Here is a 25851-nt window from a genome sequence, read left to right on the forward strand (position 1 = left end):
CCCCTAAATGCCACACAATGGCAGGTTTGCGCCGCTCCTTACCGCCTCCGGCGCTTGCGTCCAGTATAAGACTTTGTGGCTAGCGTTTGCGCTGAACGCGCCAGCTTCTTATCTGCCTCATACTCATGACGATCGACGGAACCCTTCAAATCCGCATCAACGGCGAACATCGCCGCGTAGAAGGCGGAATGAGCATCGCCGAACTGGTGCGCGAGATCGGATTCGATCCGCAGCGTGTGGCGGTAGAGCGCAACCTCGAAGTCGTGCCGCGCTCGACCCTCGCCGACGTGCAGGTGGAGGACGGCGACGATTTCGAGATCGTCCGCTTCGTAGGAGGCGGCTGATGAACGTCCAGAGCCCTGTCCAGGCGGACACCTGGACGGTTGCCGGCCGAACCTTCCACTCGCGGCTGATCGTCGGCACCGGCAAGTACAAGAGCCTCGAGGAGAATGCGGCGGCGGTCGAGGCGTCGGGGGCAGAGATCGTCACCGTCGCCGTGCGGCGCGTGAACATCTCGAATCCGAACGAGCCCATGCTCACGGACTTCATCGATCCGAAGAAGATCACCTACCTACCGAACACGGCGGGATGCTTTACGGCTGATGATGCCATCCGCACGTTGCGGCTGGCGCGCGAGGCGGGCGGCTGGAACCTTGTGAAGCTCGAAGTGCTGGGCGAGGCGAAGACGCTCTACCCCGACATGCGCGAGACGCTGCGTGCGACCGAGGTCCTCGTGAAAGAGGGCTTTGAGCCGATGGTTTACTGCGTCGACGATCCGATCGGCGCGAAGCAGCTTGAGGAAGCCGGCGCGGTGGCGATCATGCCGCTGGGCGCGCCGATCGGCTCGGGTCTCGGCATCCAGAACCGCGTGACCATCCGCCTGATCGTGGAGGGCGCGAATGTGCCGGTGCTGGTCGATGCGGGCGTTGGCACTGCCAGCGACGCAGCCCAGGCGATGGAGCTCGGCTGCGACGGAGTTCTGATGAACACGGCCATCGCAGAGGCGAAGGACCCGGTGATGATGGCGCGTTCAATGAAAGCGGCTGTGGAGGCTGGGCGCCTCGCCTATCTCGCCGGACGGATGCAGAAGCGCCGCTATGCCGACCCGAGCAGCCCTCTCGCGGGGCTTATTTAATCGCCGTCACCACGTGCGCCGAAAGGCGCGAGTCGAAACCGGTCGATCCGTCGAGAGACTTCAGCGCCTGTTCCGCCGCCTGCACGGCCTGATCCAGGGCCGACGCGTCACGCTCTTCAATTTCTGCACGCAGCGGACAACCTGTGACCAGCCCAAGCGCTGCGTCTCGAGGGCTCGTTTCGAGGCTCTTCAGCTCCACCGTATCGATGTCGACGTGGCGAAATCCGGCCGCGCGCAGGTCGCGGTCGATGGTGTCCGGATCCGAATAGCCGAACGGCGTCCTTGCGAGGAATTGCGGTGGGTCATTGGGGAACAGCTTGGCGACCGCATCGTGCACGAGCTGAGACACGGGGTTTCGGTCCAGCCGGTCCCAAATGACAGCGATGTACTGTCCGCCATCGCGAAGAACCCGGTGGGCTTCCGAATTGCCCTTCACCTTGTCCGGAAAGAACATCACGCCAAACTGGCAGACGACGAGGTCGAACGTGCCGTCGGCGAACCGCAGGTGCTGAGCGTCGGCGGGCTCGAAGCTGACCTTTTCGGATCGCACGCGCTGCGCCGCGACATCGAGCATCGCGGGGTTGAGGTCAGTCGCGATGATATCCGCATCAGGGAGGGCCTGATGCAGCGTCTCGGTCACGATTCCCGTGCCGGCCGCGGTTTCGAGCACATGGCCAGGCGACAGGGACCGGACTCGCCGACCAATCTCTTCCGCGTAAGGCTCGAACAGCAGCGGCCCGAGCAGGTGGTCGTAAATAGCGGGCACGGACCCGGTGAATGCCGTGTCGACATCAGACATTGGAACGCCCCCAAGGCTTGGACGGTTGTTGGTCCAAGCGGCCATTATGCCCGATTTCGCAGATCTTCGCGAACGCATGATCCGCCGGCAGATCGAGTTGCGCGGAATCGCGGATCCGCGGATTCTCGAAGCTTTCCGGGCGGTTCCTCGCGAGGCGTTCGTCTCGGCGAGCTATGCCGAGGCGGCCTACGAGGACCGTCCGTTGCCAATCGAAGCGGGGCAGACCATCAGCCAGCCGTACATCGTCGCGTTGATGATCGAAGCCGCCGAGATCGGGCGCGGCGATCGCGTGCTCGAGGTGGGCGCGGGTTCCGGCTACGCGGCGGCGGTGATGAGCCGGATGGCCGACACGGTCATCGGCATCGAGCGCCAGCACAATCTAGTGCAAGTCGCTCGTGAACGCCTCGACAGGCTCGACTTCAGCAACGTCATTATCATTGAGGGCGACGGAACGCGGGGGTGCCCGGAGGAAGCGCCCTTCGACGCGATCCTTGCAGCGGCGAGCGGAAGCCATGTCCCCAAGCCGCTCGTCGACCAGCTCGCTCCCGGCGGCAGGCTCGTGATGCCGATCGGCAATCCGAATTGGGTCCAGCATCTCGTCAAAGTGACCAAGGCGGAGGACGGGCGCCTTCAGCAGTCGGACCTCGGAGAGGTGCGCTTCGTTCCCCTCATTGGTGAGGAGGGATGGCGTGACGGTTGATACGGAACTCGAGCTTCTGCCCGATCTCATCCGGCGCGCGGCCGAGCCGTTTCCGGACATCGACGATCCTGAATTCGCTGCGCTGTTCGACCGCTTCGGCGATGCGCGTGTGGTGCTGCTCGGCGAGGCAAGCCACGGCACTAGCGAGTTCTACCGCGCCCGCGCCGCCATCTCGAAGCGGCTGATCGAGCGTCACGGCTTCAACATCGTCGCGGTGGAGGCCGATTGGCCCGACGCCGCGACCATTGATCGCTACGTCCGTCACCGCGAGCCGAGGGAGGGCGAGGACCGCGCGTTCGAGCGCTTCCCGACATGGATGTGGCGCAACGTTGAAGTCGACGCCTTCATTCGCTGGCTGCGCAGCCACAATGGCGCCCGGCCCTACGAGCATATGGCGGGCTTCTTCGGCCTCGACCTCTACAATCTCAACGCTTCGATGCGCGCGATCATCGACTTCCTCGAAAAGGAGGATCCGGAAGCCGCCAAGATCGCGCGCCGTCGCTATTCGTGCCTGGAGCCGTGGGCGGACCATCCCGCCACGTACGGACGCATGGCGCTGTTCGAAGGATATGCGCGCTGCCAGGAGCCGGTCGCAGACATGATGCGCGACCTGATGAAGCGTAGTCTCGACTGCCTTTCAGCCGAGTGCGACGAGTGGCTGGACGCGGCGAGCAATGCGCGGCTCGTGAAGAATGCCGAGGCCTACTACCGCGTCATGTACGAAGGCGCGGAGGAGAGCTGGAATCTGCGCGACACGCACATGTTCGAGACTCTGAACCAGCTTCTCGATGCAAAGGGCCCGCGTTCAAAGGCGATCGTCTGGGCGCACAACAGCCATATCGGCAATGCGGCGCACACCGACATGGGCAAGCGCCGCGGCGAGCTGAGCATCGGCCAGCTGTGCAAGGAAAGGTTCGACGCCAAGACGCGTCTGATCGGCTTCGGTACGCACACCGGCACGGTCGCCGCCGCCGACGACTGGGACATGCCGATGCAGGTCAAGCGCGTCAGGCCGTCACTGGAAGACAGTCACGAGCGGATGTCGCACGATACCGGCCTCGATCGGTTCCTGCTCGACCTGCGACCGGAGGAGATCGGCCGCGAGCTGAACGAAGCGCTAGGCGAGGAGCGACTGGAGCGCTTCATCGGCGTGATCTATCGGCCGGATACGGAGCGCTGGAGCCATTATTCCGAATGCGTTCTGCCAAAGCAGTTCGACGCTTGGGTCTGGTTCGACGAGACGATTGCAGTTATGCCACTTCCTGGCGAGCAGCGTTCTGGCGAAGACGAGACCTATCCCTTCGGCCTTTAGTTCCGTCCTGTCCCGACTGTCTCGATTGCCCCGAGGTGGAGCCAATTCCGGGCGAGCCGTGAACTAAACTGCCGGACTCGTTCGTTGTTGTAGTGGTGTCGCGTAAGAGTCCGAAGTCGCCTGGCAGTTTCCAGGATCTCGATCGGTTGCTCCAGGAACTGGGCAAGCCGGCCATCATCGAACTCGGCAAGCCCGCTCCCGCCGAAAAGCATCTGCCCCGGAAGGCTGTTGCCGCTCGTTGCCCGGCAGCACACAACGAGCTGCTCCTGAGCGAAGAGGACGGAGCCTAGGCGTTCGCCTTCTTTCGAAGGGTCGAGATCGTCGTCGCGTTGGTGATTTGCTCGACGTCCGTCTTGCAGTGCAGGAGGCGGATGCCCTTTTGGCCGAGAGCGCGGTCGAGTGCAGGGGCGAAGTCCGCAGTGGTCTCCACCGTCTCCGCCCAGCCGCCAAACGCCCGGGCGAGCGCAGCGAAGTCGGGGTTGCTTAGCTGCGTTCCCGAAATGCGCTCCGGATACTCGCGCTCCTGATGCATGCGAATGGTGCCGTAGGCGCCATTGTCGACAAGGATCACCAGCAGGTCCGCGCCATGCTGTGCGGCGGTTGCGAGCTCCTGCCCATTCATCAGGAAATCGCCGTCGCCGGCGACGCAGACGACCGGCCGGTCGCGGAAGCGGATCGCTGCGGCGACTGCGGCAGGCAGGCCGTAACCCATCGTGCCGCTCGTCGGCGCGAGCTGCGTCGGAAGGCAGCCGTAACGCCAGTAACGGTGCCACCAGCCGGAGAAATTGCCGGCACCGTTGCAGACGATGGTGTTCTCCGGAAGCTTCTCGCGCATCGTCGCGACGCACGGGCCTAGGTCGAGCTTCACGCCGTCGCGTGGCTTGGGCTCGGACCACTCGAGCCATTCCTTGTGCGCGTCCTCGCCGCACGAAAAACGGATGAGGTCGGGGTCGTTCCACTCGTCCACCATCTCGGAGAATTCGCCCATGTCCGCGCAGATCGGCAGGTCCGCGTGGAAGATGTGGCCGAGCTCGTTCGGATCGGGGTGAACGTGGACCAGGATCTGCCCGGCATGGTCCGGCGTGATGAGCGTGAAGCCGTCCGTCGTCGCCTCTCCAAGCCGCGGACCCGCCGCTAGGATCAGGTCGGCCTCGCGGATGCGCTGCTGCAGCTTAGGGTTCGGCCCATAGCCAAGCTGACCGGCATAGACGCCGCAGCTGTTCGGAATGGCGTCCTGCCGGCGAAAAGCCGCTGCAACGGGAATGCCGTGGCGGAAGGCAAAATTGGCGAAATGATGCGCCGCACGAGGGCTCCAGTCGGCGCCGCCGACGATGGCGATCGGCGCGGCGGCATCCTTGAGCAGCTCGAACAGTGCGCCCACGGCACCGGGATCGGGTTCCTCGTTCACCGGCGGGACGCGCGGGCGGTCCAGCGCCTCGACCTCGTCGGTCAGCATGTCCTCTGGAAGCGCGAGCACGACCGGGCCCGGACGGCCGGCTGTGGCGACTCGGTAAGCGCGGTATATGTACTCGGGGATGCGGCGCGCATCCTCAATGCGCGCAGCCCATTTCGCGATCGGTCCGAAGAAAGCCGGGAAGTCGATCTCCTGGAAGCCTTCGCGGTCGCGGTCGCCGCGGGCCACGTCACCGATGAACAGGATCATCGGCGTCGAGTCCTGGAACGCTACGTGCACGCCCGCGCTGGCGTTGGTCGCGCCGGGACCGCGCGTCACGAAGGCGACGCCCGGGCGGCCGGTCATCTTGCCGTCGGCATCGGCCATGTAGGCGACTCCGCCTTCCTGGCGGCAGACGGTCAAGTCGATCTCGGGGGTGTCGTGGAGAGCGTCGAGGACGGCGAGGAAGCTCTCGCCGGGGACAGTGAAAATGCGGTCGCAGCCCTGGATCCTGAGCTGGTCGACGAGAATCCGGCCGCCGGTGCGCTTTGTCATGCGGCGCGCGTTAGCGGGAACCGCCCGTCTCGTCACCAACCTGTCCGCCTCTCAGGTCAACACCCGATGGATCGCGGCATGCTGAAACGTGCAATCAGCAGTGGCGCGGAGGCTCCCATGAACGTCGAAAAGCAAGTGTTCGAAAAGGCTTCGAAGAAGAAGTCGAAGAACGGCAACGGCAAGGGCAATGGCCAGAACGAGAAGCTGTCTCGGAAGGATTATGAGGCCGAGATGGAGAAGCTGCAGGTCGAGCTGTGTCATCTCCAGGACTGGGTACGGCACACCGGTGCTCGCATCGTGATCGCTTTCGAAGGTAGGGACACGGCGGGAAAGGGCGGCCTGATTCGCCGCCTGACGGAGAGGGTCAGCCCGCGCACATTCCGCGTCGTCGCTCTAAGCGCTCCCACCGAGCGCGAGCGCTCCAAGCTGTTCCTGCAACGCTACATCGAGCATTTCCCGGCGGCTGGAGAAATCGTGATCTTCGACCGCAGCTGGTACAATCGCGCCGGCGTAGAGCGCGTCATGGGCTACGCCAGCGAGGAGGATGTCGAAGGTTTCCTCGCCAATGTCCCGAAGTTCGAGCAGTGGCTCGTCGAACAGGGAATCATGCTCATCAAGCTCTGGCTAGAAGTTGGGCCTGACGAGCAGGAGCGTCGTTTCCGTGCGCGCATCGAGGATCCGCTGAGGCAGTGGAAGCTCAGCCCGATGGATATCAAGTCCTACTCACGCTGGTATGATTATTCGCGCGCTCGCGATGCGATGTTCGAGGCGAGCAGCCACAAGGCTGCGCCGTGGCACGTGCTCCATAGCGACGACAAGAAGCGCGCCCGCCTAAACGGCATCCGGCACATCCTCTCGCTGATCCCGTACGAGAAGGTGAAGCGCCATAAGCCGGACCTGCCCAAGCGCTCGAAGAAGGATCGTTATGACGACAAGCTGGACTTGAAGAAGGTGCGTTTGGTTCCTCAGGTCTATTAGGTCGCTGGAATAATCTCGGCGGTCCGAGTCGAGCGCTCCCATCCAACAATTGCTGTTGATACAGAGCGCCTTCTCCGCGAACGAGTCGAACATCGCCGGGTAGCGCTGGATCATGTTCGGCCTTTCCCGGAGCTGCGGCCCGCACCTGTGGTCGAGCGGCCCGCCGGTGCGCTGTGCGTCCTCACCCCCAAAGGAGATCCGAATATGCTCGGACTGCATCCATTGCTCGCGAGGCGTCATTTTCTCACGTCCACCGTGTTCGGCACGGTGGGAGTTCTACTTCCGCTGAGCGCGGCTAACGCGCAGTCCACCCCCCCATCGACTCCGGCGCCGGCCGAGACGCTGACGCAGGCGGCCTCCGTCAGTTCGCCCACCGCCGGCACCGCCGGCACCCCGTTCCTGGCCGCGACCGAAGCCGCTCCCGCTGGCGACACGTCGATCCGGCCGTTCAAATATCACGCAACCGACGAGGAGCTCGCCGACCTCAAGCGCCGCATCAAGGCAACGAAGTGGCCGGAGCGGGAAACCGTCGCCGACGACACGCAGGGCGTGAACCTCGCGACGATGCAGAAGCTGGCGGACTATTGGGCCAACCACCACGACTGGCGTCGCATCGAGGCGAAGATCAATTCCTATCCGAACTTCGTCACCAACATCGACGGCCTCGACATCCACTTCATTCAGGTGAGGTCGAAGCACCCGAATGCGCTGCCGCTGATCGTCACGCACGGCTGGCCAGGCTCGATCATCGAGCAGTTGAAGATCATCGAGCCGCTGACAAACCCGACAGCACACGGAGGAACGGCTGCGGACGCGTTCGATGTCGTGATCCCGTCGCTCCCAGGATACGGCTTCTCAGGCAAGCCGAGCGCGGCGGGCTGGGGTCCGGAGCGGACGGCCAAGGCCTGGGACGTGCTGATGAAGCGCCTCGGCTATGACCGCTATGTTGCGCAAGGCGGCGACTGGGGGTCCATGGTCACGGACCTTCTGGGTGCGGCGGCGCCTCCCGGCCTGCTTGGCATCGCGAACAATATGGCGGCCGCCATTCCGCCGGACATCGATGCTGCTGCCATTGCCGGGAAGCCGGCGCCGGCCGGCCTGAGCGACGAGGAGAAGCAGGCATACGACCATGTCGCTTTCTTCTACGCGCACGGGCTCGGCTACGCGAACGAGATGGGGAACCGTCCTCAGACGCTCTACGGGCTCGCGGATTCTCCCACCGGGCTCGCGGCCTGGATCATTGATCACGATATCTGGACGTATCGGCAGATCGTGAACCTGTTCAACGGCGGTCAGGAAGGGCTGACCCGCGACGATATCCTCGACAACATCACGCTCTACTGGCTGACGAACACGGCGGTATCGTCAGCCCGGCTCTATTGGGAGAACAAGAACGCTTTCTTCGGGCCGAAGGGCGTGAAGGTCCCGGCCGTCGTCAGTGCGTTCCCGGAGGAGATCGCGCCGATTCCGAAGAGCTGGGCGGAAAAGGCCTACCCCAAGCTGATCTATTACAAGAAGCACCCGAAGGGCGCTCACTTCGCGGCTTGGGAGAACCCGGAAGCGCTGGTGGATGATCTTCGCGAAGGCTTCCGCTCTTTGCGTTGACGAAGCTATGCGGGCGGCGTCCAACGGCGCCGCCCGTGCCCGCGTAAGGAGACGAGTGATGTGTTCGATGTTCGCTGTTGCTGCGCTAGCGGCGGCTCAGCTCCAGGCCGCGCCACCCCGGCCACCCGCGCCTCAGGCTCCCTCGCAACAGGAGGCTACAGGCGTCTCGCGTACCGTTCTGCAGCGCAACGACCTGAATGTTCCGGGCCGCGAGGTCGTGCAGGTCCGCGTCGATTTTGCGCCCGGAGCGGAGGCGCCGCGTCACATGCATCCGGGTGAGGAGATCGTCTACGTCCTCAAAGGCACGCTCGAATATCGCCTCGACCGACAGCCCCGCGTGACGTTGAAAGAAGGGGACGTGCTCTTCATTCCTGCAGGCACGATCCATTCCGTCGCCAACGTCGGCCTCCAGGACGCGTCCGAGCTTGCCACCTACGTGGTGGAAAAGGGCAAGCAGCTCGTCGTGCCCGTCAAGTGACGGACCGCCGGACCTTCTGTGGCGGCGCGGCGGCGGCACTTGCCGCCACGCAATTGGGAGGACTGAGGATGGCGCAAGCTGCGAGCCTTGGTGCGTTTCGGCAGGTCCGCGCGGGGGTTCTCGACGTGGCCTATGCGGAAGCTGGGCCGGCGGATGGCGTTCCCGTCCTGCTGCTGCACGGCTGGCCCTACGACATCCACGCTTTCGACGAAGTCATGCCCATCCTTGCGGCCAGCGGCTATCGAGCCATCGCTCCGTTCCTACGCGGCTATGGAGCGACGAAATTCCTGTCCGCGGATACGATGCGCAACGGCCAGCCGGCGGCGCTCGCGATGGATGCCGTGGCGCTTCTTGACGCGCTCCAGATCGAGCGCGCTCTGCTCGCGGGGTTCGATTGGGGTGCTCGAACTGCCGATATCGTTGCGGCGCTTTGGCCCGAACGCGTGCGCGGACTTGTCGCCGTGAGCGGCTATCTGATCGGCAGCCAGCAGGCGGGGAAGCAGCCGCTTCCGCCCGACGCCGAATATCAATGGTGGTACCAATTCTACTTCGCGACCGATCGCGGGAAGCTCGGCTATGAGAAGAACCGGCACGACTTCAACAAGCTGATCTGGCGCCTTGCCTCGCCGCAATGGAAGGTCACCGATGCGACGTACGACCGGTCGGCGACGTCCTTCGACAATCCGGACCATGTGGCGATCGTCATCCATAACTACCGCTGGCGGCTCGGACTGGTTGAAGGCGAGGCGAAGTATGACGACATGGAGAAGCGTCTTGCTGTCGGTCCCACGATCTCCGTCCCGACGATCACGATGGAGGGCGACGCAAACGGCGCGCCCCATCCGCCGCCCGCGGCTTATCGCGCGAAGTTCACCGGCAAGTACGAGCATCGGAACCTCACCGGCGGCATCGGGCACAACCTGCCGCAGGAAGCGCCACGAGACTTCGCCCGAGCCGTTATGGATTTGAGCAAGGCCTGACCCCCTGAAGGAAGCAGCCATGAACGACACTGCCACGATCCAATTCGACCTGACACCACCGACGGAGGAACAGCTCCGCGACGTCGAGGCGGACCTGAGCGATCAGGAGCGCCACGTGCTGCTGGAGCATGGCACCGAAGCGCCGTTCTGCGGCGTCTTCCTCGATGAGAAGCGGCCGGGTGTGTATACCTGCCGGCTCTGCGGCCTGCCCTTGTTCAAGGGCGGTTCGAAGTTCGAGAGCGGCACCGGCTGGCCGAGCTTCACGCAGCCGTTCTCGGCCGACCACCTCGAGTACATCCGCGACACGAGCTACGGCATGGTCCGGACGGAGATCGTCTGCGCGCGCTGCGGGTCACACCAAGGCCACGTCTTCCCGGACGGCCCCCCGCCGACCGGCGAGCGCTACTGCATCAACTCCGTGTCGCTGGAGTTCACCCCGAACGGCGAACCGCTGCCTGACAAGCTGGGCCGGGGTGCGCCGGAGGGCGAACCGCTCGAATAAGGCTGCGAGCGACCAAGCCTCGGTACTTCTTGGTATTTCCTCGCGGGTCGAAGACTGGCGGAGAGGCGCCATGCGTTTCGCCGGTCCTCCAGCCTGTGCGTTCCTGGCAGTCTGCGCCGCCTCTCCGGTCATGGCGCAAATGCCGTCGGCAAAGGCGTCGCAGGTCATCGGCTGGGTCGCGAGTACGGGTGACGCCCGCGGAAGGCCGTTCATGATCATCGACAAGGTCGGTGCGGAGATTTTCGTCTACGACCGGACGGGCCGCTTCATGGGCTCTACGCCGGCGCTCGTCGGATCCACGCGCGGGGACCATGAAGTCGTCGGCATCGGCGACCGCGAGCTGTCGGACATCAAGCCGAGCGAGCGCACCACGCCGGCCGGCCGCTACGTAGCGATCATCGGGCCGTCGAACGGGCTCGGGCGGGTCCTGTGGATCGACATTCCGGGCGCGGTGGCGCTGCATCCGGTGATTACCAACCATCCGCAGGAGCACCGCGTCGAGCGGCTGCGTTCGGAAACGCCGGCGGACAACCGCATCACCTACGGCTGCATCAACATCTCGCCTATGTTCTACGAGAATGTCGTGCGCCCGCTGTTCACGTCGCACGGCGGTGTCGTTTACATCCTGCCCGAGAAGAGGTCGCTGGCGTCCACGTTCCCCGGTTACCGGGTGCAGTAGACGCCGAAGCTCAGGCCTGGTGGATCGCCTTGACCACCTGGTAGCTCTCCAGGCCCTCCTTGCCGCCTTCCGATCCGAAGCCGGAGTCCTTCACGCCGCCGAACGGCGCGTCGGCTGCGGAAAGGGCGAAAGTGTTGATGCCCACCATGCCGCTCTCGACGAGATCGCCGATGAGGTTCGCGCGTCGGCCGTTTTCGGTGAAGGCGAAGGCCGCGAGGCCGAAGGGGAGGCGGTTCGCCTGCTCGATCACTTCCTCGAACGTGTCGAAGGGGCGCGAGACGGCGACGGGGCCGAACGGCTCCTCGTTCATGATCTCGGCCTCGTTCGGCACGTCGGCGAGAAGCGTCGGCTGGAAGAAGAAGCCCTGGTCGCCGCGTTCGCCGCCGGCAAGGACGCGAGCGCCCTTGGCCTTGGCGTCCTGCACCAGCGCCTCGATTGCGTCGGGGCGGCGGCCATTGGCGAGCGGGCCCATCTTCGTTTCCGCTTCTAGCCCGTTGCCGACCGTCACCTTGGCGGTGCGCTCGGCGAAGCCTTTGATGAAGGCGTCGTAGATGCCGCTTTGAACGTAGAAACGGGTGGGCGAAACGCAGACCTGGCCGGCATTCCGGAACTTCTGCGGCACGACCATGTCGAGCGTCTTTTCAAGGTCGCAGTCATCGAAGATCAGCACCGGCGCATGACCTCCAAGCTCCATCGTGACTCGCGTCATGCTGTCGGCGCAGAGCTTCATCAGATGCTTGCCGACGGCGGTCGAGCCGGTGAAGCTCACCTTGCGGATGACGCGGCTGCCGATGAGCGTGCGGCTGATGAGGTCCGCGTCCCCGTGCACGAGCTGCGCGACGCCATTGGGAATGCCGGCATCGGCAAGCGCACGGAACAGCTCGGTCGCGACGCCTGGCGTCTCGTGCGGCGGACGGGAAATGACGGTGCAGCCCGCGGCGAGCGCGGCGCTGACCTTCTTCGCGAGCAGATAGATCGGGAAGTTCCACGGCGTGAACGTCGCGGTCGGACCTACCGGCTGGCGGATCACGCGGGAGACTTGTCCAGCCGGGCGAACGAGCGTGCGACCATAATCGCGCTTCGCGTCCTCGGCGTACCAGTCGAACAGCTGGGCGGAGGCGACGACTTCCGACTTCGCTTCGAACAGGATCTTGCCCTGTTCCTGCGTCAGCGTCGCAGCGATCTGGTCCGCGCGCTCACGAAGGAGCGCCGCCGCCTTGTGGAGGATCGCGCCACGCTTCTCGACATCCGTCGCTCGCCATTCCGGCCAGGCGCGGTTGGAGGCTTCGAGCGCCTCGTCGAGATCGGCCTTGGTTGCAAAGGGCACCTCCGCAATGCCGCTGGCGTTGACCGGATTGACGACCGTGTGGGCCTCGCGGCCTTCACCGCTTTTCCAGACGCCGTCGATAAAGAGCTTGAGGTCGGTTTCGTATCCCATGGCCGGCAGATAGGCCCGCCTTGATGCCGGTTCAACGGCAAGGTAGGCCTTACTGATAAGGGAGAAAGCAGTGATGACGAAGCAGGAACTGGTTCAGCGCATGCAGGAAGGTCAGGCCTGGGTTCCGGGCAAGAAGGTGAAGATCGACTTCGGCGGCGACCATGGCGCCATCCTGCTCGACGGCGCGGGCCAGCAGGTCAGCGACATCGCTTCGGACGCGAACGCCGCAGACACCACGATCAAGGTCACATGGGACGACTGGCAGCAGATGGCCTCGGGCCAGCTCGACGGCATGACGGCGTTCATGACGGGCAAGCTGCGCATCGAAGGCGACATGTCCAACGCGATGCAGCTGCAGGGCGTGCTCGCCAAGCTGCGATAAGCCGATCTTATCGGCAGCCTCCGCCGTTTCATTTGGCAGGGACGGTCCTCTCGCGGACAATGACCGCCGTCAGGGAGGGATGAATGCTGAAGCTATTCTACTCGCCGGGCGCCTGCTCGCTCGTGACGCACATCGCGCTGGAGGAATCCGGCGGGGAATATGAAGCTGTGCGGGTGATGCTTGCCCAAGGCGAGCATTTGAAGCCGGATTATCTCGCCATCAACCCGCATGCACGCGTTCCGGTGCTCGCGAACGGGCACGGCATCGTCACCGAGAATATCGCCATCCTGAACCTGGTCGCGGACGTCTTCGAAGCGCCCGGCTCGGTGCCCCGCGACGATCCGTTCGCGGCCGCCAAGACCAACGAGCTACTCGGCTGGTTCGCGTCCACGGTCCACATCGCCTTCGCGGAGATCTGGCGCGGCAGCCGCTTCACGGATGATGAAAGCGTGTGGCCGGCCCTCGAAGCAGGCGGGCGTAAGGCGCTCGAGAAGCATTTCGCAGAAATCGAGCAGCGCTCAGGCGAAAGCTGGCTTGTCGAGGGGCGTTTCACCGCCGCAGACAGCTATGCGCTGACGTTCTTCCGATGGGGGAGGCGGATCGGGCTAGACATGGGTCAGTATCCGGCCTGGGCGGGGCTCAACGATCAGGTGCTCGAGCGACCGGCGGTGCAACGGGTGCTGGATGCCGAGGGACTGAAGGCCGAGGAGTTCCGGCCCGCATAGGAGAGAGGTCATGGGGAAAGCGTTCGTGGGTCTCACCGTCCTGCTTTCTACCCCTGCTTCGGCGCAGATTCTTGACGCTCGCGCCGCTCAAGCGATCATCGCGGGATGTACCGCACATGCGGCCGCGAAAAAGCAGAGCCACGCTATCGCGGTCGTGGACGCGGGCGGTCATCTCGTCGCGGCGCTCCGGATGGACGGGAACGGCAGCGGCATCTTCGATTTCTCGCTGGCGAAAGCCGAGGCGGTCGCTGCCTGGGGCTTCCCGACAGCGCAGATGGAGCAGTCCGCGAAGGAAACGCCGGGTTTCGTAAATGCACCGCACGTGGTGGCGGTGCCCGGCGGGGTTCCGGTCTGGTCCGCCGAGGGAAAGGCGCGCATTGGCGGGGTGGGTGTGTCCGGTGAAGCGCCGATCGACGACGCCGCTTGTGCCGAAGCCGGTATCGCCGCCGCGGGCTTGAGGAGCAGTCGCGCGCGCTAGTTCTGGACCAGCCGCAGCAGCGACCCGTCAGGATCGACCATGAAGCCCACGCGACCGCCCCAATGCTCCGTGCGCGGAGCGACGATCCTGGGAATGCCGTTTTGCACTTCGGGCACGCCGGCGGCCTCAAACGCCGCGTAAAGTGCATCGAGGTCGTCGACCCGCAGGCAGCTTCCGAACGAGCTTCCCGCCGGATCGAGGTCGGGGAAGGGGAAGAATTCCAGCTTCAACCCGCCACGTTCCAGGATCATCCATCCCTGGTCGCGATAACGTTCGGTGAAGCCGAGTTGCCCGTAGAAGTCCGCGGTCGCCTGGAAATCGCGCGAAGGCAGGTTCGGCGTGGCATGATCGGGCATTCGCACCTCCGTTTTCAGCCTTAGCATCGCTTGAGCGAAAGCGGGCGCTCTTCTATTGCCGCTCGCAGAAATTGCGCCCGGCTCGGCCAAGTTGAAAGCCGGTTCAACTTTCGATAGCGCCAGCTGATCAGGAGGGCAGAAGTGCAGAAGATTTATCCCCGCGCGGAAGACGCGCTCGACGGGCTGCTTTTCGATGGAATGACCATTGCGGCGGGCGGGTTCGGCCTGTGCGGGATCCCCGAGCGGCTGATCGACGCCATCCAAGCGAGCGGCGTCAAGAACCTCACCGTCGCTTCGAACAATGCCGGCATCGACAATGAAGGTCTCGGCAAGCTCCTGCGCACCAAGCAGGTGAAGAAGATGATCTCGTCCTACGTCGGCGAGAACAAGGAGTTCGAGCGGCAGTACCTGGCCGGCGAGCTGGAGGTCGAATTCACGCCGCAGGGCACGCTGGCCGAGCGCATGCGCGCGGGTGGTGCCGGCATCGCCGGTTTCTATACGAAGACGGGCGTCGGAACGGTCGTGGCCGAGGGCAAGGAAACCAAGGAGTTCGACGGCGAGACGTACGTGCTGGAGCGCGGCATTCGCGCCGATCTCAGCATCGTCAAAGGCTGGAAGGCGGACGAGAGCGGGAACCTGATCTTCCGCAAGACCGCCCGCAACTTCAACCAGCCGGCGGCAACCAGCGGAAAGATCTGCATTGCCGAGGTGGAGGAGATCGTGCCGATCGGCTCGCTCGATCCGGACAGCATCCATCTGCCGTCGATTTACGTAAAGAGGATGATCCTCGGGACGCCGTACGACAAGAAGATCGAGTTCAGGACGGTTCGTCAGCGGGAGGCGGCATAATGGCGACTGCAGTTGAGACGAAGGGCTGGACCCGCGATCAGATGGCTGCGCGCGCCGCGAAGGAGCTGCGCGACGGCTATTACGTGAACCTGGGCATCGGCATTCCGACGCTGGTTGCGAACAACATTCCGGAAGGCATGACCGTCACGCTGCAGAGCGAGAACGGCATGCTCGGCATCGGGCCGTTCCCCTACGATGACGAAGTCGATCCCGACCTCATCAACGCGGGCAAGCAGACGATCAGCGAGCTCCCGTCGTCGAGCTATTTCGACAGCGCGGCCAGCTTCGCGATGATCCGCGGCGGGCACATCGACTTGACCGTGCTCGGCGCGATGGAAGTCAGCGAGAAGGGCGACATCGCCAATTGGATGATCCCCGGCAAGATGATCAAGGGCATGGGCGGCGCGATGGACCTCGTCGCCGGCGTGAAGAAGATCATCGTCGTCATGGAGCACACGTCCAAAAACGGCGATCCGAAGTTCATCCCTGAATGCACGCTTCCGCTGACCGGCAAGAACGTCGTGGACATGATCATCACCGACCTCGCCGTGTTCCACCGGCCGGACCTCGACAGCCCGTTCGAGCTGATCGAGCTGGCGCCGGGCGTGACCGCCGAAGAAGTGCGCGAGAAGACGACCGCGAACTTCGTTCAGTAAGGCGCACTCATGAAGGCTCTCCTCTCGCACGAACCCGGTGGACCGGAGACGCTGCGGCTGGAGGAAGTGCCCGATCCGCAACCTGAACGCGGAGAGCTTCTCGTCCGCGTGCGTGCGGGGGCGATCAATTATCCCGACGTGCTCATCATCGAGGACAAGTACCAGCTGAAGCCGCCGCGGCCGTTCTCGCCGGGCGGTGAGATCGCGGGCGAGATCGAGGCCGTCGGCGAAAACGTCGAAGGCTGGGCCATCGGCGATCGCGTCATCGCGGTGACCGGCTTCGGCGGCCTGGCCGAAAAGATCCTGGTCCCCGCGCGCGCGGCATACCGTCTGCCGGAGGAGCGCAGCTTCGAGGAAGGGGCGGCCCTGCTGCTGACTTATGCGACGTCGATCCACGCGCTGCTTGATCGCGGAAAGCTGGAGGCGGGGCAGACTTTGCTGGTCCTCGGTGCAGCTGGCGGCGTCGGCCTCGCCGCGGTGGAGCTCGGCAAGGCGTTCGAGGCTCGCGTCATCGCGGCCGTATCGTCGGAAGAAAAAGCGCAGGCGGCGCGCGACGCCGGGGCAGACGACGCCGTCGTCTACCCGGCAGGACCCTTCGACCGCGATGGACAGAAGGCCCTCGCCCAGCTGTTCAAGGACGCCGTCGGACCGGCCGGCGCGAACGTCATCTATGATCCTGTCGGCGGGGATTACACCGAGGCCGCGCTTCGGAGCATCGCATGGGAAGGCCGCTTCCTTGTCGTCGGCTTCCCGGCAGGAATCGCCAAGCTTCCGCTGAACCTGACGCTGCTGAAGAGTTGCGACGTTTGTGGCGTGTTCTGGGGAGCGTTCGCGGCTCGCGATCCGCAGCGGAACGGGGCTCACGTCGAAGCCTTGTTCAAGCTTTGGGGGCAAGGCGCGATCGCTCCGAAGATCAGCGGCGTCTATCCGCTGGAGCGCGCGGGCGAATCGATTGCGGCCATGTCTGAAAGGCGCGTGATCGGGAAGCTCGTGGTCACCATAGATTAGGCGCATCTTCGCCTGCTGCGTTGCGCCCAAGGCGTGAGGGCCCTATCTCGCGCCGCAAACAAGCAAAGGACGCCGATGAGTACGTTCGACGACCGCGAGCGCGCGTTTGAAACCAAGTTCGCTCACGACGAAGAAATGAAGTTCCGCTTCATCGCCCGCCGCAACCGGCTGCTGGGCGAATGGGCGGCCCGCAAGATGGGCCTCTCCGAGGTCGAGACGGAATCCTATTCGAAGGACGTGATCCGCGCCGATTTCGAGGAAGCGGGCGACGAGGACGTTATCCGCAAGGTGCTTGGCGACCTCACGTCAGCCGGCGTCGATGTCGACGAGAGCGAGATTCGCCAGACGCTGAAGTTCAAGGCCGTCGAGGCCAAGCGCCAGCTGATCGAGGCGCAGGGCGGAGCGGCCTGAAATGCCAATGGCCGCAAGTGAAATAGAGCGGCTGATCCGCGAAGCAATCCCCGACGCAGACGTTACAATCAGGGATCTGGCGGGTGATGGCGATCATTATGCGGCTCGAGTGGTGAGTCGCGCCTTTGCCGGTATGCCCCGCGTCAGGCAGCATCAGCTGGTCTATCGCGCGTTGGGCGGCCGAATGGGCGGAGAATTGCATGCGCTGCAGCTTGAGACTGCCGCGCCCTCAGGAGAGTGACTATGAGCGATGCCAACAGCCGCATCGACGAGATCGTGAAGAACAATCAGATCGTGCTGTTCATGAAGGGCACGCCGCTCTTCCCGCAATGCGGCTTCTCCAGTCGGGCCATCACCATCCTCGAACATCTCGGTACGCCGTTCGAAAGCGTCGATGTGCTTCAGGATCCGGAGATCCGCCAGGGCATCAAGGAATATTCCGATTGGCCGACCATTCCCCAGCTCTATGTGAACGGGGAGTTCGTCGGTGGGTCCGACATCATGTTGGAGATGTTCCAGAGCGGCGAGCTTCAGCAGTTGGTCGGAGCGCCTGCTTCGGAAACGGGAGCCTAGAAACAAAAAGGGACGGTGCGCGGGACCAGAAGACCGCTAACACCGTCCCTTTCGTTGGCGTGGGACCAAGTGGACGCTCATAATATAGCAATGGGCGTGCCAATTCGAAGAAACGGCAGAAAACTGCTATTTTTTGTGAGCGGGGATGAAGGCATCAACTCGAATGTGTAAAAAGTGCCGACAGGATCACAGCCGTACGGCTGATGGCACTTTGTGCGCGCCACAGGGTTTGGCTGCTCTATGAGCCGCGATGACGCCGATTTCATGAGCCCGCTCGCATCGGAGCGGCTGATCTGCGACGTCACGCAGAGCTGGTCCGAGGTCGGTGGCGGCGTCGGCACCTATCTTCGTCACAAGCGGCGGCACATTCTCGAGCGGACTCCGCATCGGCATCTGCTGATCGTCCCGGGCGCCGAGGACACGATCACCGAGGACGGCCGAGCGATCACGGCGACGATCCGCTCGCCGCACGTGCCCGGCAGCCCCCATTATCGCTTGCTGCTCCGCAACGGCGCGGTCCGCGCGGTTCTGGACCGGTTCGCGCCCGACCTCATCGAGTGCCAGGACAGCTATAATCTGCCCTGGGCGGCGATCGGCTATCGCAAGCGCGATCCCCACACGGCCTTGGTTGCAGGCTATTTCACCGATTTCCCGACGGTCTATGTGGAGCGGCCGTTCTCGAAGGTGATGGGATCGACGCTGGCCGGGGCAGCGGGCCGCATCTGCTACAATTACTGTGGCGCGCTCTATCGCAAGTTCGACGCGGTGTTTGCGCTCAGCGAAAACGGCGGCGCAACGAAGCTCAGGTCGTACGGCGTCTACGATGTGGGCATCGTCCCGCTTGGCGTGGAGCTCGGAGATTTCAGCCCGAGCCGCCGCGACCCGCGCGTGCGCCAGGCGCTGGGCGTCGAGGACGGCAAGCCGCTGCTGATCTACGTCGGCCGGCTGGATATCGAGAAGAAGCCGCAGATCGTGGTGGACGCTTTCCGCAAGCTTCCTCGCGAGCTCGGCGCGAAGCTGGTGTTGCTGGGTGAAGGCCCGCTGCGCGAGCAGATCGCCGCGCTGGGCGACGACCGCATCGCCACGCCCGGTTTCGTCAAGGATCGCCAGGAGCTCACGCGCTGGCTGGCCAGCGCCGACATCTACGTCTCCGGCATGGCCGACGAGACGTTCGGCGTTTCGATTGTTGAAGCGCAGGCTTCGGGCCTCCCCGTCGTCGGAGTTGCCGCGGGCGCGATGATCGACCGCGTTACGAGCGCGATTGGCCGGCTCGGTCCCGTGGACGACAGCGACGCCATGGCCGCCAATATCTTGTCGGTATGGAATTCCGATCGCGCCACCATGGCCGAAGTCGCCCAGGCAGAAGCGCGCCAGTACGGATGGGACAGCAGCATGGAGGCGCTGTTCGGTAGCGTGTACCGCAAGGCCTTCGCCGAGAGCCTCCGCCGGCTTTCTGCCCCGCAAACGTCCTCGCGCGGCGTCCTCGTTCCAGCCGAATAGACCACCCATTTTGCCAAGTCCGGGCGACCATGGCACAGGCCGGCCGTGGACGCCCTGTACGCCAAGCTAGAGACGCTAGAGCCCGGTATTGCCCGTCTGCTCGCGCACAATCCTTCGGCCTTCACTTACTACGGAACCCAAAGCTACCTCGTCGGTGAGACCGAGGTAGCCGTCATCGATCCCGGTCCCGACCTTCCCGAGCACATCGAAGCACTGGTCCACGCGATCGCCGGACGCCGGCTCGTCGCTATCATGTGCACGCACACGCACCGGGACCACAGCCCCGCCGCGCAGCCCCTCGCGAACCTGACGGGAGCGCCGATCATCGGCTGCGCGCCGCTTGCGCTGGAGGCGGTCGGCCCTCGCGCCGACGCCGCCTTCGACGGCGATTACACCCCCGACCGCGTTCTGGCTGACGGTGACAGCGTCGAAATCGGCGGACGCTCCGTAAGGGCTGTCGCTACGCCCGGTCACACGTCCAATCATCTCTGCTTCGCCTACGGCGATGCACTCTTCACCGGCGATCACGTCATGGGATGGTCGACGACTGTCGTCGTCCCGCCCGACGGAGAAATGGCGGCCTACATGGCGAGCCTGGACAAGCTCCGACAGCGGCAGGACCGCGTCTACTATCCGGCGCATGGCCCGGCGGTGACCAACCCGCAGCAGTACGTACGCGGCCTGCTGGGTCACCGGATGCAGCGCGAGAAGCAGATCCTCCGCTTGGTCGGGGAGCAGCCGCGCGACATTCCGGACATTGTCGCCAACGCTTATCCCGGGCTCGATCCACGGCTGGTGACGGCGGCTGGCGGATCGGTCCTTGCGCACCTTCTGGACCTTGAGCGCCGCGGGCTCGTTGTGCGGGAAGAACAGCAATGGTCGAAAGCCGCCTGAACAAGCCCCTCGCCATCGGCGCGATCATCGTCGCGCTGATCCTCGGCGTGTTGCTCGGAATGACGAGCGGCGTCGTCGATCGCATTTTCGGCGGCCCAAACCCGAAGACAATCGCCAGCGCGAGCCTCGAGTCCATGCGCGCGCAGAACCGGCTGATCGCCTTCGTCGCGCGTTACGTTTCGGTGACGACGTCGACGACCAGCAGGTTCGGCTTCGATGCCAAGCGGACGCTCATCCTGCCCGGCGACGTTCGCTACGAGCTCGATTTGTCGAAGCTGCAGCCGGAAGACGTGACGTGGGACGCCTCGTCGCACACGTTGCGCGTGCAACTTCCAGAGGTGGAGCTTGCCGGCCCCGAAGTCGATCTGAGCGCGGCGCAGGAATATGGCGAAAGCGGAGTGCTCTCGTCGCTGACCAATGCGGACCAGCAACTGGACCAGGCCAACCGCGCGAAAGCCGTCTCCGACCTTCGCAAGCAGGCGTCCGGTGCGGTGCCGATGCGGCTGGCGCGCGAGGCGGCGCGTCAGGCCGTTCAGCGCAGCTTCGCGATGCCGCTGCTGGCCGCCGGCTTCAAGGACGCAAAGGTGGTCGCGAAATTCCCAACGGAAGGCACCGACGAGACTTCCTACCTCGACGTGTCGACACCATATAACGAGGCGATCGCAGAGGCGGAGCGCAGGCGCGCCCAGGATTCGCGTTAGGGGCGGCAGGTGATGACGGTTCAGACCAACGATTTACGCGGGCTAGATCTTCTGGCGGAGATCGATCGCCTGAAGCGCGAGCGGAACGCGGTAATCCTCGCGCATTACTATCAGAAGCCGGAGATCCAAGACCTCGCGGACTTCGTCGGCGACAGCCTCGATCTTTCCCGTAAGGCCGCCGCGACCGACGCTGATGTGATCGCTTTCTGCGGCGTGCGCTTCATGGCCGAGACGGCGAAGATCCTGTCGCCGCAGAAGACCGTGATCCTGCCCGACATGGATGCCGGCTGCTCGCTGGAGGACAGTTGTCCGCCCGACCAGTTTGCCGCCTTCCGTGCTGCGCACCCGGACCATATCGCGCTGACGTACATCAACTGCTCGGCGGCGGTGAAAGCGCTGAGCGACATCATCGTTACAAGCAGCAGCGCGCACATCATCCTCGACCAGATCCCGAAGGACCAGAAGATCATCTTCGGACCCGACCGGCACCTTGGGGGCTATCTCGCGCGCAAGTTCGATCGCGACATGCTGCTCTGGCCCGGCATCTGCATCGTCCACCAGGCCTTCAGCGAGACCGAGCTTCTGAAGCTCAAGGCCGAGCATCCCGACGCGCCGGTTGCGGCGCATCCCGAATGCCCGCCGCATATCATCGACCATGCGGATCTCGTCGGGTCGACCAAAGCCATCCTCGACTTCGCGCTGAGTTCGCCCGCGAACACCATTCTCGTCGCGACCGAGCCGCACATCATCCACCAGATGGAGAAGGCGGCGCCGCACAAGACGTTCATCGGCGTCCCGGGCGGCGACGGGAACTGCAACTGCAACATGTGCCCGTACATGGCGCTCAACACGCTCGAGAAGCTCTACGTCGCGCTGCGCGACCTGCAACCGCGGATCGAGCTGTCGCCGGAGATCATGGACCGCGCCCGCGTCCCGCTGGAACGCATGCTGGAGATGGCGGGCCGGACGGTGGGGCAGGGGGACGTCGGCAAGCCCATCGTACCCGAGCAGATCGACCCAGCGATCAGCGGCGACTGATCAGGCGAGCCTCATCCACAGCACCCCGATGTACATGAAGAGGTTCATGTAAGCCGTCGAGGAGAAACCCGGCGCTCGGTAGAGCGGGTGAATGCGGTAGCCGATCCAGAAGATCATCCGGCAGATCACGAAGGTGATCGCCAGCGCGGGAATGATGCTCAGCCATGCGATCGGCACACTGACCGCGACGGCCGCAACGCCAACGAGGAAGCAGACGAACTGCTGCAGCGTGTTGTCGGCGACGCGGCCGTTCACGACCATCTTCTGGCTTTCCTTGCCCAGCGTCGGGTCGATCGCCTCGCTCAGGAAGCGCTCGTTCCCCACCGCGACCAGCATGGCGAACAGCGGCAGGACCGCGACCACGAGCCAACGGAACGCATAAGCGAGGCGGTCGCCGTTGGTGTCGGCAACGCCAGGCTGCGAAATCGCGTGCGAGGGCGTCCAGACAAGCGCAGCCATGAGCAGGATGCCGCTGGCGGCTCCGACCGCTACCGTTCTCTGATCCTCGGTCATGCATCCCCCTTTCAGCGTCGAGCTTGGCAGTCGCAGCGCTCTCCCGTTTACGCTGGGTTAACCCGCAACGAGACGTCTCCAGAGGACAACGTTCCATCGTTACCGGCCGGCTACCGGCTTGCCACGGGCAACCGTGCCGTGTCCCCATCCGTTCGACAACGAAACAATCTTACAGGGAGTAGTTATGCGTTTCACCATGATCGCGGCAGCTGCCGCGCTGGTCGCTACAAGCTCGGTGCCGGCGGCCATGACGCCGGCGTTGGCCCACTCGACGAGCTATCCACATCATCACACGCTCAAGAGCGGCAAGACCCATTATGCGCGCAAGTATTGCCGCTATTCGAACGGCACGACCGGCCTGGTGGCTGGCGGCGTCGGCGGCGCGCTCGTCGGCCGCAAGGTGATCGGCAAAGGCATCCTCGGCACTGGCGCCGGCATCGTCGGCGGTGCACTGGCCGGCCGTGCGATCGACCGCACGATCACCGCGGGATCGCGCTGCTACTACCGCTAGGCCCGGCGCGGGCTGAAATGCCCGCCGGCGGCTTCCATACGACCGGGCCGCGGGAGCGCTTCACGGCGCTCGCCGCGGCCCTTGCCGTACAGCTTGCGCTGCTGGTCGCGCTCATGAGCGGTTTCCACGTGCAGGTGCGGAAGGCGCAGGAGGCCGTCGAGAGGCTCATCTCCGTAAGCCTCACTCCGCCACCGCCGCCGCCACTGCCCAAGCCTGCGCCCCGGGCCGCTCCGTCAGAGAAGCCGAAGGCGAGCCACCAGGCTGCGGCGCCGAAAGCTGCTCCGGCGCCGATCGGCGGATCGCGTGGGCCAGTCCAATCTCATTCCAGTCCCTCCGTGGTGCCGATCGTTCCGACGCGGCCGACTGCGCCTCCGTCCGGCGGTGGTACCGGGGCGGGCCCGGCGACCGGTACGGGTGCTGGCGGTGGTTCGGGCGGAACGGGTTACGGCGAGGGCGGGGGTGGAGGGACCGATCTCGAACAGATCGCGGGAGACATATTCCCCTCCGACTATCCCCGGCATCTCGGAAGGGCGGGGATCGGCGGGCATGTCGGCGTGTCGTTCACCGTCCAGGTCAACGGCCGCGCCACCAATTGCCGCATTAGCCGATCGAGCGGCGTTCCCGAGTTGGATGGACTGACTTGCCGATTGATCGAGCAGCGCTTTCGCTTTCGGCCAGGCACCGACCGCTTCGGACGACCGATCTCGGACGAGGTCGACTACGAGCATTACTGGATCATCGGCCGCTAGGGTTCGCGGCGGGTCGCCTCCGCCTCGATCGTGGCGCCTGCGGGATGATGCTTGTCGAGGTGGCGCTTGATCATGCGCAGGTTGCGCGTGTTCGACCGGAAGAAGAAGTCGGGTACCGCGCCGACGAAGGGGATGAGACCGAGCAGCCAGTCGATGCCGACGTTGCCGGCCATCTTCCCGATCTGCCACTTGTTCATGCCGAGGTTGCGCGCTTCCCAGGCGAGATAGGCGCCGAGCCCGGCCGCAATGGTCGGGCCGACCCCTGGCACGAAGTCCAGGATGACATCGAGGCCAACCGGACGATTGATTACGGGCACGACCACGATGCGCTCGAGCACCTGCTCGAGGCCTTCGACACGCTTTCGCACGGAGGCGGGGTCTGTTCCGGTCGGTGGCAGGGGGAAGCGGCGGTCGGTCATTCGTTGCGGTCGCGGTCGAGCCTGTCGGTGAGACCAGTCAGAGTGTGGCGCGCGAAGCGGTTGACTGCAAAGCCCTGCACGCGATCCGAAACGAGCGACCAGCGAATTGGAGCCGCGATGGGAATGAAGAGCTGCTGCTGGTCGATCAGCTGCGCGGCCTGCGTCAGGAATGCGTAGCGCTGGAGCGGGACCGTCGTGTTGCGCGCACCATCCAGAAGCTGATCGGCGCTCGGATCGCAAATCGCTGCCTGGCCGCAACGGAAGCTGCGCAGGAACCAGGCCGCGGAATTGGACGGCGCGACAAGGTCAACGAGCACGAGGTCGGCGTCTTTTGCCTGCGGCGCTGCCTCGACCCGAATGCCGAGTGCGCCCCAATCGGTGGCCAACCGGTTCAGGAGAACACGAGCGCCCGGGCCATCCGATAAGGCGACGCGCAGGACAGGCTTGTCTATGCCGCTGAGTTGCTGACCAGCCGCTTGCACCAGCGCGGGCCGCCGCTGGTCGAGCGGCGTGGACATCCATTCGGGCGCCACAGGATCCTCGACTCCGTCCAGCCCCGGCTCGAGCACCGTCGCGCGGGGGAGCAGGCCGGGTACGTTCAGGGCATCGATCAGCGCTTGCCGGTCGATCGCCTGGCTGAGCAGTCGTCGGAGCCCGGCGTCCGCAAGCGGCCCGTCGGCGCGCGCCGGGACGAGGCCGAACAGGCCCGCGGCAGGATCGAAGCGCAGCGCGTTCTTCGGCAATTTCTGCGCGCGCGTGTACGGGAGGTCCACGTACGTCCCGCCGAGCACGAGGTCCGTCTTGCCTTGCAGGAAGGCGCGGACGGCGGCCGGAGCGAGGGCGCCTTCCAGCACGACTTCTTCCTTGCGCGTCACCTCGTCGTCCAGGTTCGTGACGCTGCGGACGAGATCGACGCCGGGCCGCTTGCTGTTGGGCGCCATGCGGAAGGGGCCCGTACCTTCGTTTTGGTAGACGATCGCGAACTCCGGCTGCGCCAATAGCGCGAGCATGTTCGGCCGCGGCGCCTTCAGAGTGATTTCGATTACGCGGTCGGTCATCGCCTTGATCTCTGAAACCGCGCCGAGCGTGTCTTTCAGCCTATTCTCGCTGCGTGCGGCAAGCTGCCGCCTCAGGATTCGCGCGACCTGCTCGGCAGTGATCTTGCGGCCGTTCGGCCACTGTGCAGTCTCGAGCCGGAAGATGTAGCTCATGCCGTCGTCGGTCACGTTCCAGCGCTCGGCGATGCCGGGAACGATCTGGCCGACGGCGTCGAAGCGGACGAGGCCCTGGGCGACGTTTCCAAGCAGGACCGATTGGGGCGTGGTCAGCGGGCCGGCCGCGGGGTCCGCCATCGCCGGCGGCTCCCCAATGACGGTGACGTCTGTCTTGCCTGTGTCCGTCTTCTGGCATCCGGCGACCGGGATCGCACCCAAGGCAAGGACGGCCGCGGCGAAGGCACGGCGAGGGACAGACCACCGCATGTCCGGCTGTTTAGTCGTAAGCCCGCATTCAGCAAATCTCTGGATATATCGCG

At 64.7% G+C, this 25851-nt stretch carries 30 protein-coding genes and 1 pseudogene; 24 read left to right on the forward strand and 7 right to left on the reverse strand.

All coding sequences use genetic code 11. From position 1 onward, the window contains the following. The first annotated feature begins 125 nt into the window (after positions 1-125). A pseudogene (thiS, locus tag LZ016_RS01620) lies at positions 126-1135 on the forward strand (sulfur carrier protein ThiS). Here the strand turns inward: thiS and LZ016_RS01625 are convergent. Beyond that, positions 1128-1934: a class I SAM-dependent methyltransferase gene (locus LZ016_RS01625; protein WP_241445398.1), complete on the reverse strand. Its 807-nt coding sequence runs from the start codon at positions 1932-1934 to the stop codon at positions 1128-1130. The pseudogene thiS and the gene LZ016_RS01625 sit on opposite strands and share 8 nt — an antisense overlap. Before the next feature lie 46 nt (positions 1935-1980). On the opposite strand from LZ016_RS01625, the gene LZ016_RS01630 reads away from it, so the two are divergent. Together LZ016_RS01630 and LZ016_RS01635 are read left to right on the forward strand one after the other, a co-directional pair. After that, positions 1981-2634: a protein-L-isoaspartate(D-aspartate) O-methyltransferase gene (locus LZ016_RS01630; RefSeq protein ID WP_241445400.1), complete on the forward strand. Its 654-nt coding sequence runs from the start codon at positions 1981-1983 to the stop codon at positions 2632-2634. Then, entirely contained in the window at positions 2624-3946 is a 1323-nt protein-coding gene (locus LZ016_RS01635; protein ID WP_241445403.1) for an erythromycin esterase family protein, read from the forward strand. The genes LZ016_RS01630 and LZ016_RS01635 overlap by 11 nt, the downstream gene beginning before the upstream one ends. Positions 3947-4232: 286 nt before the next feature. Here LZ016_RS01635 and LZ016_RS01640 read toward each other — a convergent pair whose 3' ends face one another. Then, positions 4233-5894 carry a thiamine pyrophosphate-binding protein gene (locus LZ016_RS01640; RefSeq protein WP_241445405.1) on the reverse strand — a complete coding sequence of 554 codons (1662 nt, stop codon included), beginning with the start codon at positions 5892-5894 and terminating at the stop codon, positions 4233-4235. Between the two features lie 78 nt (positions 5895-5972). Between LZ016_RS01640 and ppk2 the strand changes: the two genes are divergently transcribed. From ppk2 to LZ016_RS01670, 6 genes are all read left to right on the forward strand, one after another. Then, positions 5973-6872 carry a polyphosphate kinase 2 gene (gene ppk2 / locus LZ016_RS01645; RefSeq protein ID WP_241445407.1) on the forward strand — a complete coding sequence of 300 codons (900 nt, stop codon included), beginning with the start codon at positions 5973-5975 and terminating at the stop codon, positions 6870-6872. Positions 6873-7076: 204 nt separating this feature from the next. After that, positions 7077-8477 carry an epoxide hydrolase family protein gene (locus tag LZ016_RS01650; RefSeq protein ID WP_241445409.1) on the forward strand — a complete coding sequence of 467 codons (1401 nt, stop codon included), beginning with the start codon at positions 7077-7079 and terminating at the stop codon, positions 8475-8477. Positions 8478-8535: 58 nt separating this feature from the next. Further along, positions 8536-8955: a cupin domain-containing protein gene (locus tag LZ016_RS01655; protein WP_241445411.1), complete on the forward strand. Its 420-nt coding sequence runs from the start codon at positions 8536-8538 to the stop codon at positions 8953-8955. A 68-nt stretch (positions 8956-9023) separates the two neighbouring features. After that, entirely contained in the window at positions 9024-9935 is a 912-nt protein-coding gene (locus LZ016_RS01660) for an alpha/beta fold hydrolase (protein ID WP_241445413.1), read from the forward strand. Positions 9936-9954: 19 nt separating this feature from the next. Then, entirely contained in the window at positions 9955-10437 is a 483-nt protein-coding gene (gene msrB / locus LZ016_RS01665; protein WP_241445415.1) for a peptide-methionine (R)-S-oxide reductase MsrB, read from the forward strand. A gap of 70 nt (positions 10438-10507) precedes the next feature. Continuing rightward, complete coding sequence (locus LZ016_RS01670; protein WP_241445417.1) at positions 10508-11116, forward strand: L,D-transpeptidase; 609 nt, start codon at positions 10508-10510, stop codon at positions 11114-11116. 10 nt (positions 11117-11126) lie between these two features. On the opposite strand, the gene LZ016_RS01675 is transcribed toward LZ016_RS01670, so the two are convergent. Further along, positions 11127-12554, reverse strand: coding sequence for an NAD-dependent succinate-semialdehyde dehydrogenase (locus tag LZ016_RS01675; protein ID WP_241445418.1), 1428 nt, complete (start codon positions 12552-12554; stop codon positions 11127-11129). A 73-nt stretch (positions 12555-12627) separates the two neighbouring features. On the opposite strand from LZ016_RS01675, the gene LZ016_RS01680 reads away from it, so the two are divergent. The 3 genes from LZ016_RS01680 (at position 12628) to LZ016_RS01690 (ending at position 14139) form a co-directional block, all read left to right on the forward strand. Then, the gene (locus LZ016_RS01680; protein ID WP_241447421.1) at positions 12628-12936 is read left to right on the forward strand and encodes an SCP2 sterol-binding domain-containing protein; all 309 of its coding nucleotides are present in this window, start codon (positions 12628-12630) and stop codon (positions 12934-12936) included. 83 nt (positions 12937-13019) lie between these two features. After that, positions 13020-13661 carry a glutathione S-transferase family protein gene (locus LZ016_RS01685; RefSeq protein WP_241445419.1) on the forward strand — a complete coding sequence of 214 codons (642 nt, stop codon included), beginning with the start codon at positions 13020-13022 and terminating at the stop codon, positions 13659-13661. A 10-nt stretch (positions 13662-13671) separates the two neighbouring features. Then, on the forward strand, positions 13672-14139 hold the full coding sequence (locus LZ016_RS01690; protein ID WP_241445421.1) for a GlcG/HbpS family heme-binding protein: 468 nt from the start codon (positions 13672-13674) through the stop codon (positions 14137-14139). Here the strand turns inward: LZ016_RS01690 and LZ016_RS01695 are convergent. Continuing rightward, positions 14136-14495 carry a bleomycin resistance protein gene (locus tag LZ016_RS01695; RefSeq protein ID WP_241445423.1) on the reverse strand — a complete coding sequence of 120 codons (360 nt, stop codon included), beginning with the start codon at positions 14493-14495 and terminating at the stop codon, positions 14136-14138. The genes LZ016_RS01690 and LZ016_RS01695 overlap by 4 nt on opposite strands. A 141-nt stretch (positions 14496-14636) precedes the next feature. Here LZ016_RS01695 and LZ016_RS01700 point away from each other — a divergent pair, with 141 nt between their 5' ends. The 10 genes from LZ016_RS01700 to nadA all read left to right on the forward strand — a co-directional run bounded on the left by LZ016_RS01700 (position 14637) and on the right by nadA (position 22125). Continuing rightward, positions 14637-15344: a CoA transferase subunit A gene (locus tag LZ016_RS01700; RefSeq protein WP_241445424.1), complete on the forward strand. Its 708-nt coding sequence runs from the start codon at positions 14637-14639 to the stop codon at positions 15342-15344. After that, positions 15344-16000: a CoA transferase subunit B gene (locus tag LZ016_RS01705; protein WP_241445426.1), complete on the forward strand. Its 657-nt coding sequence runs from the start codon at positions 15344-15346 to the stop codon at positions 15998-16000. The genes LZ016_RS01700 and LZ016_RS01705 overlap by 1 nt, the downstream gene beginning before the upstream one ends. Before the next feature lie 9 nt (positions 16001-16009). Beyond that, a complete protein-coding gene (locus tag LZ016_RS01710; RefSeq protein WP_241445427.1) occupies positions 16010-17008 on the forward strand; it encodes an NADPH:quinone oxidoreductase family protein in 999 nt (332 codons plus the stop codon). Positions 17009-17083: 75 nt separating this feature from the next. After that, complete coding sequence (locus tag LZ016_RS01715; protein WP_241445428.1) at positions 17084-17419, forward strand: DUF1476 domain-containing protein; 336 nt, start codon at positions 17084-17086, stop codon at positions 17417-17419. A gap of 1 nt (position 17420) precedes the next feature. Then, entirely contained in the window at positions 17421-17660 is a 240-nt protein-coding gene (locus LZ016_RS01720; RefSeq protein WP_241445429.1) for a BolA family protein, read from the forward strand. Positions 17661-17662: 2 nt separating this feature from the next. Then, positions 17663-17992, forward strand: coding sequence for a Grx4 family monothiol glutaredoxin (gene grxD, locus LZ016_RS01725; RefSeq protein WP_241445430.1), 330 nt, complete (start codon positions 17663-17665; stop codon positions 17990-17992). Between the two features lie 240 nt (positions 17993-18232). After that, the gene (locus LZ016_RS01730; RefSeq protein ID WP_241445431.1) at positions 18233-19492 is read left to right on the forward strand and encodes a glycosyltransferase; all 1260 of its coding nucleotides are present in this window, start codon (positions 18233-18235) and stop codon (positions 19490-19492) included. A 45-nt stretch (positions 19493-19537) separates the two neighbouring features. Next, the gene (locus LZ016_RS01735) at positions 19538-20386 is read left to right on the forward strand and encodes an MBL fold metallo-hydrolase (RefSeq protein ID WP_241445432.1); all 849 of its coding nucleotides are present in this window, start codon (positions 19538-19540) and stop codon (positions 20384-20386) included. Further along, positions 20368-21087, forward strand: coding sequence for a DUF4230 domain-containing protein (locus LZ016_RS01740; protein WP_241445433.1), 720 nt, complete (start codon positions 20368-20370; stop codon positions 21085-21087). Before LZ016_RS01735 ends, LZ016_RS01740 begins: the two co-directional genes overlap by 19 nt. 12 nt (positions 21088-21099) lie before the next feature. Beyond that, on the forward strand, positions 21100-22125 hold the full coding sequence (gene nadA / locus LZ016_RS01745; RefSeq protein WP_241447422.1) for a quinolinate synthase NadA: 1026 nt from the start codon (positions 21100-21102) through the stop codon (positions 22123-22125). On the opposite strand, the gene LZ016_RS01750 is transcribed toward nadA, so the two are convergent. Further along, positions 22126-22638: an MAPEG family protein gene (locus LZ016_RS01750; RefSeq protein WP_241445435.1), complete on the reverse strand. Its 513-nt coding sequence runs from the start codon at positions 22636-22638 to the stop codon at positions 22126-22128. Positions 22639-22822: 184 nt separating this feature from the next. On the opposite strand from LZ016_RS01750, the gene LZ016_RS01755 reads away from it, so the two are divergent. Together LZ016_RS01755 and LZ016_RS01760 are read left to right on the forward strand one after the other, a co-directional pair. After that, positions 22823-23149 carry a hypothetical protein gene (locus LZ016_RS01755; protein ID WP_241445437.1) on the forward strand — a complete coding sequence of 109 codons (327 nt, stop codon included), beginning with the start codon at positions 22823-22825 and terminating at the stop codon, positions 23147-23149. 17 nt (positions 23150-23166) lie between these two features. Then, entirely contained in the window at positions 23167-23898 is a 732-nt protein-coding gene (locus LZ016_RS01760; RefSeq protein ID WP_241445439.1) for an energy transducer TonB, read from the forward strand. Here the strand turns inward: LZ016_RS01760 and LZ016_RS01765 are convergent. Continuing rightward, positions 23895-24317: a DUF4112 domain-containing protein gene (locus LZ016_RS01765; protein WP_241445442.1), complete on the reverse strand. Its 423-nt coding sequence runs from the start codon at positions 24315-24317 to the stop codon at positions 23895-23897. The two genes, LZ016_RS01760 and LZ016_RS01765, sit on opposite strands and share 4 nt — an antisense overlap. Then, positions 24314-25798: an ABC transporter substrate-binding protein gene (locus LZ016_RS01770; RefSeq protein WP_241445444.1), complete on the reverse strand. Its 1485-nt coding sequence runs from the start codon at positions 25796-25798 to the stop codon at positions 24314-24316. Before LZ016_RS01770 ends, LZ016_RS01765 begins: the two co-directional genes overlap by 4 nt. Positions 25799-25851: the final 53 nt, after the last annotated feature.

This window comes from Sphingomonas telluris (assembly GCF_022568775.1).
Taxonomy (GTDB): Bacteria; Pseudomonadota; Alphaproteobacteria; order Sphingomonadales; family Sphingomonadaceae; genus Sphingomicrobium; species Sphingomicrobium telluris.